Here is a 13,588-nt window from a genome sequence, read left to right as displayed (position 1 = left end):
CCGTTGCCGGCACCCTGGTAGAAATCCTCGCCGAAGAGGACGAAACCATCGAGGTCGGCGAAGCCATCGCCCGCGTCGGCGACGAAAACGCCGCACCATCCTCCGACGACTCCGACGACGAGAAGTCCGAGGACAAGGAAGAATCCACGTCCGAGGACAAGAAGGAAGACAAGGACGAGAAGAAGTCTGGCTCTAGCTCCAAGGCTTCTGGCAAGGCCACCGATGTGGAGATGCCAGAACTCGGCGAATCCGTCACCGAGGGCACCATTACCCAGTGGCTCAAGTCCGTCGGCGACACCGTCGAGGTAGACGAACCACTGCTCGAGGTCTCTACCGACAAGGTCGACACCGAAATTCCTTCCCCCGTTGCCGGCACCCTGGTAGAAATCCTCGCCGAAGAGGACGAAACCATCGAGGTCGGCGAAGCCATCGCCCGCGTCAGCGACGAAAACGCCGCACCATCCTCCGACGACTCCGACGACGAGAAGTCCGAGGAAAAGGAAGAGTCCACGTCCGAGGACAAGAAGGAAGACAAGGAAGAATCCAAGTCTGACGAGAAGAAGGAAGACAAGTCCGAGCCAGCCAAGGAAGAGAAGAAGGAAGAGCCCAAGCAGGATTCTTCCCTGAACACCTCCACCAAGGTCAACAACGGCGATAACGTTCCATACGTCACCCCGTTGGTGCGCAAGTTGGCTGATAAGCACGGCGTGGACCTCAACTCCATTGAGGGCACCGGTGTGGGTGGACGCATCCGCAAGCAGGACGTCCTTTCCGCTGCTGGTGAGGGCGATGCGAAGGCATCGGCAGACGACGATAAGAAGGCTGCTGACTCCCCACGCGCACGCTGGTCCACCAAGTCTGTGGATCCGGAAAAGCAGGAACTTATCGGCACCACCAAGAAGGTCAACCGCATCCGCGAAATCACCGCTACCAAGATGGTGGAAGCGCTGCAGATTTCCGCACAGCTTACCCACGTGCAGGAAGTCGATATGACTCCTATCTGGGATATGCGCAAGAAGAACAAGCAGGCGTTCATTGATAAGTATGGCGCCAACTTGTCCTTCCTGCCGTTCATCGTGAAGGCCACCACGGAGGCTTTGGTCTCCCACCCGAACGTGAACGCCTCCTATGACCCAGAGACCAAGAAGATGACCTACCACGAGGATGTCAACGTCGCCATCGCCGTAGACACCCCGAAGGGTCTGCTCACCCCGGTCATCCACAAGGCACAGAACCTGTCCTTGCCGGAAATCGCGCAGCAGATTGCGGAGCTGGCTGATAAGGCCCGCAATAACAAGCTGAAGCCGAATGACCTGACCGGTGCCACCTTCACCGTGACCAATATCGGTTCCGAGGGCGCATTGCTCGATACCCCGATCCTGGTTCCGCCACAGGCCGGAATCCTGGGTACCGCGGCTATCCAGAAGCGCGCTGTCGTGGTCAACGAGAATGGCCAGGATGCTATCGCCATCCGCCAGATGTGCTTCCTGCCCTTCACCTATGACCACCAGGTCATCGATGGTGCGGACGCAGGCCGCTTCATCACCACCATCAAGGACCGCCTGGAGACTGCAGACTTTGAGGCTGACCTCGATATCTAAAGCAGTTAGCTAACTGGCATACCTCCCGTTCCTTCCGCGCGAAGGGACGGGAGGTTTTGTCATGCCTGGGGTACCGCGCGGGGGTGTAGCGCGTAAACTTCCGGCAAAAATATCAGACGAATTTTATCCCGGCGCTGCAGGATATATTTCACTAATTAGGAGGTAAGCGGGCTACGACACATTTCCCTCGGTGAGTTGCTGCATAAAAGTTTTTCAAGGGCGCTGTTTTTACCGGTTATTAAACATATACTTAGGGGCGGTTAAGACCATTGCACCCGATGAAGGAGACCTCACAGATGGATTTCATCTCCCGCCACCTAGGGCCGGATTCTGCCGAGCAGGCCGCCATGCTCGGCACTGTGGGCTACGACAGCGTGCAGGCGCTTGTCGATGCCGCCATTCCACCCAAGATCCGCGCTACGGAACTTCCCCACTTGCCAGAAGCACTCTCTGAAGACGGGGCACAGGCCGCTTTGCGGGAGTTCGCCGATCAAAACACTGTGCTTAAACCCTTCTATGGCCAGGGCTATTCGGACACCCTGACCCCCGCCGTCATCCGCCGCGGCCTGCTTGAGGATGCCGGCTGGTATACCGCCTATACCCCCTACCAGCCTGAGATTTCCCAGGGCCGCTTGGAGGCCTTGCTCAACTTCCAGACCATGATCGAATCCCTGACAGGGCTGCCCATCGCGAATGCTTCCCTGTTGGATGAGGCTTCCGCTACCGCCGAGGCGGTCGGGTTGATGTCCCGCGCAGTAAAGAAGGGCCGCCGCGTCGTGCTGGACTCGCGCCTGCACCCGCAGGTGCTCACCGTTGCCGCTGAGCGCGCCCGCGCCATTGACCTCGAGGTAGAGATCGTGGACGTACGCGAGGGCTTGGTGGGCGAAGACCTCATCGGTGCAGTCATCGCCTACACCGGCACCGAAGGAGAGATTTTCGATCCTTCTGCCGTGATTGAAGAGCTGCACACCCGCGGCGCGCTGGCCTCCGTGGTCACTGACCCGCTGTCCCTGCTGCTTCTTGAAGGCCCCGGAAACTTGGGCGCCGATATCGTTTTGGGCTCGTCTCAGCGCTTTGGTGTACCCCTCTTCTTCGGCGGCCCCCATGCTGCCTACATGGCGGTAACGGATAAACTCAAGCGCCAGATGCCAGGCCGCATCGTCGGCGTCTCCAAGGATGCAGATGGCCGCCCGGCCTACCGCTTGGCGCTGCAGACCCGCGAGCAGCACATCCGCCGCGAGCGCGCGACCTCCAATATTTGTACTGCCCAGGCACTTTTGGCCAATGTAGCCTCGATGTACGCCGTCTACCACGGACCGAAGGGGCTGAAGGACATCGCCGAGCGCGTGCACGACTTGGCCTCCTCCTTCGCCCAGTCCATCGTGGATGCCGGCCTGGAAATTACATCGCAGGAGTTCTTCGATACCGTCACCGTCAACGGCGTTGACGCGCAGAAGATCAAGGCTGACCTGCAGGATGAAGGCTACTTGGTGCGCGCCATTGGCACCGACAAGGTATCCGTATCCTTCGGCGAATCCGCCACGCAGCGCGATGTCGCACACTTGGCAGAGGCTTTCGGCGCCACCCCGGCTGAGGCAAACTTTGGCCTGCCGGAGAACCTGCAGCGCGCCGAGGAACCGCTGGAGCACGAGATTTTCCACTCCATCCATTCTGAGACCCAGATGCTGCGCTACTTGCGCAAGCTCGCGGACAAGGACTTGGCACTGGACCGCTCCATGATTCCGCTGGGCTCGTGCACCATGAAGCTCAACCCCACCGCGGCCATGGAACCCATCTCCTGGCCAGAATTCGCCGGTATCCACCCATATGCCCCGGAAGAGACCACGACGGGTTGGCGCGCGTTGGTGGAAGAGATCGAAGGCTGGCTCGCCGAGCTTACCGGCTATGCCAAGGTCTCCATCCAGCCCAATGCCGGCTCCCAGGGTGAGTTGGCGGGCTTGCTGGCCATTCGCCGCTACCACGTGGCCAATGGCGATAATGAGCGCGATGTTGTGCTCATCCCGGCCTCCGCACACGGCACCAACGCGGCCTCTGCCACCCTGGCAAACCTGCGCGTCGCCGTGGTCAAGACCGCCGAGGACGGCTCAATTGACGTCGCGGACTTGGAAGAAAAGATCGAAAAGCACGGCAACCACATCGCCGGCATCATGGTCACCTACCCTTCCACCCACGGCGTCTTCGACCCCGAGGTGCGCGATGTTTGCGATAAGGTGCACGCGGTCGGCGGCCAAGTCTACATCGATGGCGCCAACATGAACGCGCTGACCGGTTGGGCTCGTCCGGGCGATTTCGGCGGCGATGTCTCCCACCTCAACCTGCACAAGACCTTCACGATTCCGCACGGTGGCGGCGGCCCGGGCATCGGCCCGGTGGCGGTGGCAGAACACCTCATTCCGTTCCTGCCCAGTGATGCTGCATCCCCTGAGCTTGATGCCACCGCGGAAACCCCTGTTGGCCAGGGCGTTCCCATTACCGGCAGCAAGTACGGCTCCGCCGGTGTCCTGCCTATTTCGTGGGCCTACCTGGCCATGACCGGTGCCGAGGGCCTCGCCGCCGCATCCGGCCACGCAGTGTTGGGTGCTAACTACGTGGCGGCCTCACTCAACGAGCACTTCCCTGTCCTCTACACCGGCAACGAGGGCTTGGTAGCGCACGAGTGCATCATCGATTTGCGCGAGCTTACCGATGCCTCCGGGGTCACCGCCGCCGATGTGGCCAAGCGCCTCATTGACTTCGGCTTCCACGCCCCCACCCTGGCCTTCCCCGTGGCCGGGACCTTGATGATTGAGCCCACCGAGTCTGAGGACAAGGGCGAGCTGGATCGCTTCATCGAAGCCATGCGCACCATCCGTGCCGAAATCCAGGAGATAATCGACGGTGAGGTGGCCTACGGGGACTCCGTTATCCACCACGCACCGTTTACGGCTGAGTCGGTAGCTACCGATAACTGGGAGTACTCCTTCGGCCGTGACAAGGCCGCGTGGCCGGTCGAATCCCTATTGCATAGCTACAAGTATTTCCCACCGGTTCGCCGCCTCGATGAGGCTTACGGCGACCGCAACCTGGTGTGCAGCTGCCCGCCGCCAGAAGCATTCGAGATCGACGATTCCGAGGAGTAACAATGACCGAACTTCTAACCTCCCCGCTCAATGCCAAGCACGAGGAACTCGGCGCTACCTTCACGGCCTTTGGGCCGTGGAATATGCCGCTGAAGTACAACAGCGAGCTGGAAGAACACCGCGCCGTTCGCAACAGCGCAGGCCTGTTTGATCTCTCCCACATGGGAGAAATCTGGGTCAATGGACCCGACGCCGGCAAGTTCTTGTCCTACTCCTTCATCTCTAACCTAGATTCGCTGAAGGTGGGCAAGGCCAAGTACTCCATGATCACCGCTGAAGACGGCGGCATCATCGATGACCTGATTTCCTATCGCTTCGAGGATGAAAAGTTCCTCGTCGTGCCCAACGCCGGCAATGCCGATACCGTCTGGGACGAACTCAATAAGCGCTCCGAGGGCTTCGACGTAGAGCTCAAGAACGAGTCCCGCGACGTTGCCATGATCGCCGTGCAGGGCCCCAAGGCCGCCGAGATCCTCGTCCCGCTGGTAGAGGACAATAAGCAAGAAGCCGTCTACGAGCTGGGCTACTACGCCGCCACGATGGGCAAGGTGGCACGCACCTTCGCCATCATCGCACGCACCGGTTATACCGGCGAGGATGGCTTCGAGCTCATCGTCTACAACTCCGATGCCCCGCAGTTGTGGGAAGAATTGCTCAAGGCGGGCGCGGAATATGACATCAAGCCGTGCGGCCTAGCCGCGCGCGATTCCCTGCGCTTGGAGGCTGGCATGCCGCTCTACGGCAACGAGCTCTCCCGCGATATCACCCCGGTAGAGGCGGGCATGTCGCGCGCCTTTGCCAAGAAGGAAGCGGACTTCGTGGGCGCAGACGTCATCCGCAAGCGCGCCGAGGAAGGCCCACAGGTCGTTATCTCCGGGCTCACCTCGGATCAGCGCCGCGCGGCGCGTTCCGGCGCCGAGGTTTATCTCAATGACACCAAGGTCGGCACCGTCACCTCGGGTCAGCCCTCCCCCACTCTTGGCCACCCAGTGGCCATTGCGCTGCTTGATACCAGCGCGGAGCTCGAACCGGGCACCGCGGTGGAGGTAGGAATCCGCGGCAAGCGTTATCCTTTTGAGGTAACCGCGTTGCCGTTCTACAAGCGCGACAAGTAAGCCACCCGCACACCCTAAAATCTCAGCCCGAAAGGACTACACACCATGTCTAACCTGCCCCAAGACTTTTCCTACTCCGAAGACCACGAATGGGTTAACGCCGCGAAGGACGCCGTAGAAGGCAAGACCGTTCGCATCGGCATCACCTCCGTTGCCGCAGACCGCCTAGGCGAGGTCGTCTTCGCCGAACTGCCTGAGGTAGGCGATACCGTCACCGCCGGCGATTCCTGTGGCGAGGTCGAATCCACCAAGTCCGTATCGGACCTGTTCTCCCCGGTCACCGGCACCGTGAAGGCCGTCAACGATGCCGTTCACGATGACTACGCCGTCATAAACAACGACCCCTTCGGTGAAGGCTGGCTCTTCGAGGTCGAGGTGGATGAAGCAGGCGAGCTCATGGAGGAAGAGGAATACGCCTCCGCTAACGGCCTCGACTAAAAGGCGGTTAGTTCGACGCCCTCGAACATAAAATAAGGCGGGAGGATGCCAAGGCATTCTCCCGCTTTGCTTTTCCCTACCAAAGAAGACGACACTAGAGATTATGACTGCACCACGCGATCCTTTCTTTCCCGCTGAACGCTCCATTCGCGCCTCGGATAACCCCCTTGAAATTCGCCACTTGGGCCGCATGGATTATCAAGAGGCATGGGATTATCAGGCGGAGGTGGCAGCGGCGCGCGCGCAGGACGCGCAGGACGATGTGGTCTTAGTGGTCGAACACCCCAATATCTACACCGCGGGCAAGCGCACGCAGCCTGAGGATATGCCGGATAATGATCTGCCGGTTATCACCGTGGACCGCGGCGGGCGCATTACCTGGCATGGCGAGGGGCAGTTGGTGCTCTATCCCATCATCAAGCTGGCGGAGCCTGTCGATGTCGTCGATTATGTCCGCCGCCTCGAGGAGGCCACCATCCAGGCAGTGCGCGAGATGGGCGTGACTACCGCAGGCCGCATCGACGGCCGCTCTGGGGTGTGGGTGCCTTCTACCACCCAGGCTAAAGATCCTTCCGCCTCGCAGCGCGATCGCAAGATTGCGGCGCTGGGAATCCGCATTACCCGCGGGGTTACCATGCACGGCCTGGCGCTCAACTGCAGCAATACGCTGGAGTATTACGAGCACATCGTGGCCTGTGGCATCGATGATGCAGATATCACGACGCTTTCGCTGGAACTGGGACGCGAGGTCACAATGGAAGAAGCCTCGCAGCCGCTTTTGCGGGCACTTGATGATGCCCTCTCGGGCCGCCTCATCGTCGCCGATCACAGTTTCGGTTCCGCGCCTGATCCCACGAAGCTTGCGAATGAGAAGGCGCGGGAGCGGCGTCGGCAAGCGCGGGCTTAAGCTCCGTGGCCCTAGTTTGGGGCTAGCGTGGAATAGTTGCGCGCCCGCGCGCCTTGTACCAAGAAGAGCTATTAGCCATCACCATCTTTGATCGATAAAGTGAGTATTTGTGACTGTAAAGCCTGAAGGACGCAAGATGCTCCGCATTGAGAAGAAAAATGCGGAGTCGCCCATCGAACAAAAGCCGCGGTGGATCCGCAACCAGGTTCGCACCGGACCGGGCTATGAGGACATGAAGTCCCGCGTGGCCGGCGCCTCCCTGCACACCGTCTGTCAAGAAGCCGGTTGTCCGAATATCCACGAATGCTGGGAATCCCGCGAGGCAACCTTCCTCATCGGCGGCGATAAGTGCACCCGTCGTTGCGACTTCTGCGATATCGCTACCGGCAAGCCGGAGCCGCTTGACCGCGACGAACCGCGCCGCGTGGCCGAAAACATCCAGGAAATGGACCTCAACTACACCACCATTACCGGTGTGACCCGCGATGACCTCCCAGATGAGGGCGCGTGGCTGTATGCGGAAATCGTGCGTAAGATCCACGAGCTCAACCCACACACCGGCGTAGAGAACCTCACCCCGGATTTCTCTGGCAAGCCGGATCTGCTCGAAGAGGTCTTCGAGGCACAACCGGAGGTATTCGCTCACAACCTGGAGACCGTGCCGCGCATCTTCAAACGCATCCGCCCGGCCTTCCGCTACGAGCGCTCCCTCGATGTCATCCGCCAAGCCCACGACTACGGCCTTATTACCAAGTCCAACCTGATTTTGGGCATGGGCGAGACCGAGGACGAGGTCGAAGAAGCATTGCGCGACCTGCGCGAGGCTGGCTGTGACATCATCACCATCACCCAGTACCTGCGCCCCGGCCCGCGCTTCCACCCCATCGAGCGCTGGGTGCGCCCGGAGGAATTCGTGGCCCACTCCAAGCTGGCCAAGGAGCTGGGCTTCGGCGGCGTCATGTCCGGCCCGCTGGTTCGCTCCTCCTACCGCGCCGGCCGCCTGTACGTGCAGGCCATGGAAAAGCGCGGCCTGGAATTGCCGGAGAATCTCAAGCACCTGAAGGAGACCTCCCAGGGTGCTACCGCCCAGGAGGCATCCACTTTGCTGGATAAGTACGGTCCTTCGGAAGAAACCCCGGTGACCACCCGCATGGCCAAAACTCCGGCCAATGCTAATTCGGTCGCGGCAACCGTGCGCTAAACCCTCGGAGTTTTCTTACTCGGCCCTCGCCATCTGCGGGGCCGTTTAACATTTTTGTCACCTGACCTTTAAAGTAGGAACCATGGCGAAAGATGACAAAGCAGCCCTGAAAGCTGCCAAGAAGCAAGAACGCGCGGCCAAGCGCCAAAAGCGTAAGCAAACCTGGTCACAGTTGTGGCAGGCATTCAATTTGCAGCGCAAGCAGGATAAGGCGCTCATTCCTATCATGCTGGCCGCCTTCCTCGGCGTCGGCCTATTGTTCTTCCTCATTGGCACGCTCTTTAATGGCCAGTGGTTCATGCTGATTATCGGCTTGGGATTGGGCGCGCTTTTGGCGATGTTCCTGTTTACCCGCCGCCTAGAACGCGATATGTACAAGCGCGTCGAAGACCAGCCCGGCGCCGCCGGTTGGGCCTTGGAGCAGCAGCTGCGCAATACCGTCGGCATCGTGTGGTCCGTAAAGTCCGGCATCGCCGCCACCCGCCAGCAGGATCTTATTCACAGGGTCATCGGCAATGCGGGCGTCATCTTCGTGTGCGAAGGCAATAAGAACCGCCTTCGCCCCACCCTGAACCAGCTGAAAAAGCGCGTGGACAAGATTGCCGGTGGCGTGCCGGTCTATGAGGTCTACGTCGGCAACGGCGAGGACGAGGTGCCGGTTTCCAAGCTGCGCAACCACCTCATGAAGCTGCCGCGCAACTACAATAAGAACGCCACCTACGACAATATCCGCCGCATTGAGGCCATGGACTCCATGCCGGGAACGATGCCGGGTATGCCCAAGGGCCCAATGCCGCAGCAGGCACAGAACATGTCGGGCATGAACCGCCGCATGCGCCGCGCGCAACAGCGCAAGGGAAAGGGCTAAATACTGCTTTAGCCACTCGCCCCGGCTAGGCTTTCGGCTCTCGCCTTGCTCTAAAGCACAAACGGTCCCTGCAACCACCCGATTGGGAAAGGTTGCAGGGACCGTCGTAGTTTTACGGTGCGCGGGACTTATCCCCGCGCGCCGCTAAGAGTTAATGACGATGGTGCCGGTTGCTCGGTCGTGCATGCCGCGGCCGTCCGCGTCCACCATGGCGGCGGGGAAGATTACACCGGTAAGCAGCGTGCGCACTGCCGCGCGCCAGAAACCCACCTGCGCGCCCGGCACATCCAGGCGGGCCACGCCCATGCCGAGGATGAGCATGCCCGGGGTGCGTGCAAATAGCCAGCCACATACGATGCCCATTAATGCCCAGAGGGCGTAGCCCAAGAAGGATACGCCGCCGAGCTGCGTGGTGAACATGAGGATGAGATTGGCCAGCAGCATGCAGATGATCCAGTCAATGGCTACGGCGCCTGCGCGGCGGCCGACCGACGCCATGGACCCAGGTCCGGATTCCGGCAAGCCCAAGTGTTCACCGGGCCACCGGCCGGGGGTTCCTGCATCGTCATATTCGCCCGGAATATTGGGCCCATCGAGCCACGTGCGCTTGTCTGCCATGCTCACCAATTTAGTTGCCCCTCTCCCAGAAGTGAAACGAGGCCAATGGCCATGCCGGATGGATAAAACTAGTAGGCTATAGGCAGATAATTCATCGGCCAACAAACAGGAGGCAATCTTGTCTTTCGAGACAGTGCAGGACATCGTCCAATTTATTCAGGATGAGGACGTAAAGTTCGTGGATGTCCGCTTTACGGACGTCCCCGGCACCGAGCACCACTTTTCCATCCCTGCCAGCGAATTTACTGAAGAAGAAGCAGAAAATGGTTTGGCCTTTGATGGTTCTTCCATTCGTGGTTTTACCACCATCGAAGAATCCGATATGACGCTGCTGCCGGATCCGGCCACAGCGCATATCGATCCCTTCCGTTCGGCGAAGACCCTGAATATCAAGTTCTTCGTCCACGATCCCTTTACCTTTGAGCCTTTTACCCGTGACTCGCGCAATATTGCCCGCAAGGCCGAGGAATACTTGCAGTCCACCGACATCGCCGATACCTGTAACTTTGGCGCCGAGGCCGAGTTCTACCTCTTCGATTCCGTGCGCTATGGCACCGATATGCAGCACGGCTTCTTTGAGGTGGACTCCGATGAAGGCTGGTGGAACCGCGATAACGAGACCAACTTGGACGGCACTCCCAATACCGGTTACAAGACCCGCGTGAAGGGCGGCTACTTCCCTACCCCGCCGTACGATAAGCACAGCGAGGTCCGCGATGACATCGTGGCCAACCTGCAAGAGGTCGGCTTCCAGATCGAGCGCTTCCACCACGAGGTGGGCGCGGCCCAAAACGAGATCAACTACCGCTTCAACTCCCTGCTGCACGCCGGCGATGACATCCAGACCTTCAAATACGTGGTCAAGCGCACCGCCCAGGAGTGGGGCAAGGCCGCGACCTTCATGCCAAAGCCACTGGCTGGCGATAATGGTTCCGGCATGCACGCCCACATGTCCCTGTGGAAGGACGGCGAGCCCCTTTTCCACGATGAGGCTGGTTACGCAGGGCTTTCCGATATCGCCCGCTACTTCATCGGCGGCATCCTGCACCACGCAGGCGCCGTGCTCGCCTTTACCAACCCAACGCTGAACTCCTACCACCGCCTGGTTCCGGGCTTCGAGGCGCCGATCAACCTGGTGTACTCCCAGCGCAACCGTTCGGCTGCGATCCGCATTCCAATTACCGGTTCCAACCCAAAGGCTAAGCGCATCGAGTTCCGCGCACCGGACCCATCCAGCAACCCATACCTGGCCTTTGCTGCCATGATGATGGCCGGTGTGGATGGTGTGAAGAACCGCATCGAGCCGCACGCCCCGGTGGATAAGGACCTCTATGAGCTGCCGCCGGCAGAGGCTGAATCCATCCCGCAGGCACCGACCTCCCTGGAGGCTTCCTTGGAGGCGCTGAAGGAAGACATGGACTTCCTGACCGAGGGCGATGTCTTTACCGAGGATCTCCTCGAGACCTACATCAACTACAAGTACGAAAACGAGATCAACCCCGCGCGCCTGCGTCCCACCCCGCAGGAGTTCGAGCTCTACTTTGACTGCTAAGGCGTCGCTAGTTCTCAGCTAGTTTCTCCTACAAGGCAGCCACCTAAACAATGCTTAGGTGGCTGCTTTCTTTTTGCTTGCATCGGCACAGGTAAGCGTGCCCGAGAGTTTCGTCATACCCGCCGCCCACTTTGACAGTGGCCGCTCCCCAGCGCGCACATGAGGGTTTTTACTAGGCAAAAAGTGGCGCAGTCTAAGTAAGAAGCTCTGGATGAAACTAGAATCTGGGTAGTGACTGATAAATTCCGCCACCTTCCCCCGCCTGGTCCGGCTTGGGCCGGCAGCCTTATGGGTACTTCCATCGTCTCGCGCATGTTGGTTGAAGAAGACATGTTTGTTGCCGCTGGTGTATTTGCTGCACTTGCGTGCGCTATCTTCGTTGTTTTGACCGCCGGTTACACCCGCTACCGCAGTCCGCGGTTTGAGCGGACCACCATGGCGGAGTGGTCTATGTTTTTCATCGGCGTCCTCGCGCTTGGGGCGGCATTATCCGGTTTGACGGGCATTGGAATATTCCGCCTCGTCGGCTTTTGGGTGGGTGGTCCCGTCACCGTCATCACGTGGGGAATTCAGCTCACTCGCTTCGATGGAGAGCCGCGCTTTACCTGGGGTCTCCCTTTGGTTGGGCCGATGATTTCGGCATCGGTGGCTGGGTGGCTTGCCCTTGATTACGGGAAGACCTACCACATCATGGGCACCGTGCTCTTCGCTATGTCTTTGCTGACGGCAGTCCCGGTATTTGCCTACGTCTACTGGGCGGCCTGGCACGGCAAGGTGGATTTTAGTGGTGGAAAATCCGCCACCGCCTGGGTGCCACTGGGCGTGGTTGGGCAATCTACCACCGCAATGCAGATCCTCTACCCCGGCAGTGTCTCCGTGTACTACGGGCTTATTGCCCTAGCTATTGCCATCCCGCTATCGCTTTATGCGATGGTGACTTTTTATCCGCAAGCAGCCCGCTGGGTCCCCTATTCCCCTGCGTGGTGGGCGTGCACCTTCCCGCCTGGCACCGTGAGCATGGGCGGGCATCAAACGGCATTGGTCAATGGCTCGGAGTGGCTTGACGTTGTCGCGCTGAGCATTCCCTTGCTCCTTATTGCGCACTGGTGCCTGTGCTCAGCGCGGTTCTTAGGCTGGCTCTGGGAAGGCCGCACGCGCAAAGAACTGTCTCACTAAGGGATGTCCTTACCTCGTCTATCATCGGGCCATGAGCTCTTCGCCTATTACCTTCATCGCCTGGGATGCTGCGGACCTTGCTGGAGTGCGGGAGGTGCTCGCCGGCTTGCAGCGCGACGGGGTCTTCTTGTACCGAGCAGGCCTAACGCTTGAAACCTCCTGGCTTGGCGATGCCGCCCAGGATTTCTATGGCACCGCCTGGGAATGGGGTCCAAAAGATAGCGAGCTTTTTTTTGAGCTGGCGCGCCGCGGCAAGCTGCTGATGACGATCGATGCCACGGTCATATGCTGCGGATCCGATAAAGACGCGGCGGAGGCTCAGGAGTGTATCGCCCAAGAGTTGGTTGTAGCGAGCAGCGCCGAGGAGCTACGACACCTGCTTATTGACACGCAGGAGACGCGCTAGAGCCCGGGCTGCTCGCTGCGCTTCATCCAGCCCATGCGGGGAGAAAAGCCTTGCGGGTGCTTGAGATGCACCACGGCATCCGCGATCATCAGGCGATGGCGGCGCGACAAGCTATCCGGAAGGTGGGCCACCGAGAACCACTGCGCTTCAGTATTTTCTTCATCGCTGATGACGGGCTCAGCACCGTCGGCAACAGACAGGCGCAGCGCAGTTCCCATGAACATGCATTCATCGCCATTGGGATAGGTCACTGGGCCGGATTGGCCAACGCCGAGGAGCGCTTCCACCTTGGCATCGAGGCCTACCTCTTCCTTGACCTCGCGTAAGGCGGTGGTCGTAATCTCCTCGCCAGGCTCACAAATCCCTTCCACAGGAGTCCACACGGCATTATCGGCGCGCTTTACCAGCAGTACGGATGGCACCTCCCACAGCGCCGCACCGGTTGGTACATCGCGGAGAATGATGGCACTGCACGCGGGGACGAAGATCTGATCGTGGCCGATGGATTCGCGCAGCTTCACAATATAATCAGGCGTTGGCATACCACCTAGCGTAGCCAATCTTGC

The 13,588-nt window shown here is 59.9% G+C and carries 12 protein-coding genes; 10 read left to right on the top strand and 2 right to left on the bottom strand.

The genetic code is table 11. The features are described 5' to 3' along the window. The 7 genes from sucB to ABRP95_RS04810 all read left to right on the top strand — a co-directional run. Nucleotides 1-1,601: 2-oxoglutarate dehydrogenase, E2 component, dihydrolipoamide succinyltransferase (gene sucB / locus ABRP95_RS04840; RefSeq protein ID WP_349839029.1), on the top strand; the 1,601-nt coding region annotated here is incomplete at its 5' end. Nucleotides 1,602-1,897: 296 nt separating this feature from the next. Then, the gene (gene gcvP, locus ABRP95_RS04835) at nucleotides 1,898-4,741 is read left to right on the top strand and encodes an aminomethyl-transferring glycine dehydrogenase (RefSeq protein WP_349839028.1); all 2,844 of its coding nucleotides are present in this window, start codon (nucleotides 1,898-1,900) and stop codon (nucleotides 4,739-4,741) included. A 2-nt stretch (nucleotides 4,742-4,743) separates the two neighbouring features. After that, entirely contained in the window at nucleotides 4,744-5,856 is a 1,113-nt protein-coding gene (gene gcvT / locus ABRP95_RS04830; protein ID WP_284853353.1) for a glycine cleavage system aminomethyltransferase GcvT, read from the top strand. A gap of 45 nt (nucleotides 5,857-5,901) precedes the next feature. Next, nucleotides 5,902-6,294 (top strand): glycine cleavage system protein GcvH, encoded by a 393-nt coding sequence (gene gcvH / locus ABRP95_RS04825; RefSeq protein ID WP_284782407.1) that lies wholly within the window; start codon nucleotides 5,902-5,904, stop codon nucleotides 6,292-6,294. A gap of 103 nt (nucleotides 6,295-6,397) precedes the next feature. After that, entirely contained in the window at nucleotides 6,398-7,201 is an 804-nt protein-coding gene (gene lipB / locus ABRP95_RS04820) for a lipoyl(octanoyl) transferase LipB (protein ID WP_284795963.1), read from the top strand. Nucleotides 7,202-7,337: 136 nt separating this feature from the next. Further along, nucleotides 7,338-8,402: a lipoyl synthase gene (gene lipA / locus ABRP95_RS04815; protein WP_023023160.1), complete on the top strand. Its 1,065-nt coding sequence runs from the start codon at nucleotides 7,338-7,340 to the stop codon at nucleotides 8,400-8,402. A gap of 82 nt (nucleotides 8,403-8,484) precedes the next feature. Continuing rightward, complete coding sequence (locus ABRP95_RS04810; RefSeq protein WP_284769476.1) at nucleotides 8,485-9,270, top strand: DUF4191 domain-containing protein; 786 nt, start codon at nucleotides 8,485-8,487, stop codon at nucleotides 9,268-9,270. A 144-nt stretch (nucleotides 9,271-9,414) separates the two neighbouring features. Here the strand turns inward: ABRP95_RS04810 and ABRP95_RS04805 are convergent, their stop codons facing one another. Further along, on the bottom strand, nucleotides 9,415-9,888 hold the full coding sequence (locus ABRP95_RS04805; RefSeq protein WP_284782403.1) for an RDD family protein: 474 nt from the start codon (nucleotides 9,886-9,888) through the stop codon (nucleotides 9,415-9,417). Between the two features lie 118 nt (nucleotides 9,889-10,006). On the opposite strand from ABRP95_RS04805, the gene glnA reads away from it, so the two are divergent. The 3 genes from glnA (at nucleotide 10,007) to ABRP95_RS04790 (ending at nucleotide 13,022) form a co-directional block, all read left to right on the top strand. After that, a complete protein-coding gene (gene glnA / locus ABRP95_RS04800) occupies nucleotides 10,007-11,440 on the top strand; it encodes a type I glutamate--ammonia ligase (RefSeq protein ID WP_349839027.1) in 1,434 nt (477 codons plus the stop codon). A 231-nt stretch (nucleotides 11,441-11,671) separates the two neighbouring features. Continuing rightward, complete coding sequence (locus tag ABRP95_RS04795; protein ID WP_349839026.1) at nucleotides 11,672-12,616, top strand: SLAC1 family transporter; 945 nt, start codon at nucleotides 11,672-11,674, stop codon at nucleotides 12,614-12,616. 31 nt (nucleotides 12,617-12,647) lie between these two features. Further along, the gene (locus ABRP95_RS04790) at nucleotides 12,648-13,022 is read left to right on the top strand and encodes a hypothetical protein (RefSeq protein WP_349839025.1); all 375 of its coding nucleotides are present in this window, start codon (nucleotides 12,648-12,650) and stop codon (nucleotides 13,020-13,022) included. Here ABRP95_RS04790 and ABRP95_RS04785 read toward each other — a convergent pair. Then, the gene (locus ABRP95_RS04785; RefSeq protein WP_296088864.1) at nucleotides 13,019-13,564 is read right to left on the bottom strand and encodes an NUDIX hydrolase; all 546 of its coding nucleotides are present in this window, start codon (nucleotides 13,562-13,564) and stop codon (nucleotides 13,019-13,021) included. The two genes, ABRP95_RS04790 and ABRP95_RS04785, sit on opposite strands and share 4 nt — an antisense overlap. Between the last annotated feature and the right edge of the window lie 24 nt (nucleotides 13,565-13,588).

The sequence above is a fragment of the Corynebacterium sp. KPL2895 genome (assembly GCF_040225815.1).
GTDB classification, from domain to species: Bacteria; Actinomycetota; Actinomycetes; order Mycobacteriales; family Mycobacteriaceae; genus Corynebacterium; species Corynebacterium rhinophilum.
Note: the sequence above shows the minus strand (reverse complement) of the source record. Positions and strands in the feature narration are given on the sequence as shown.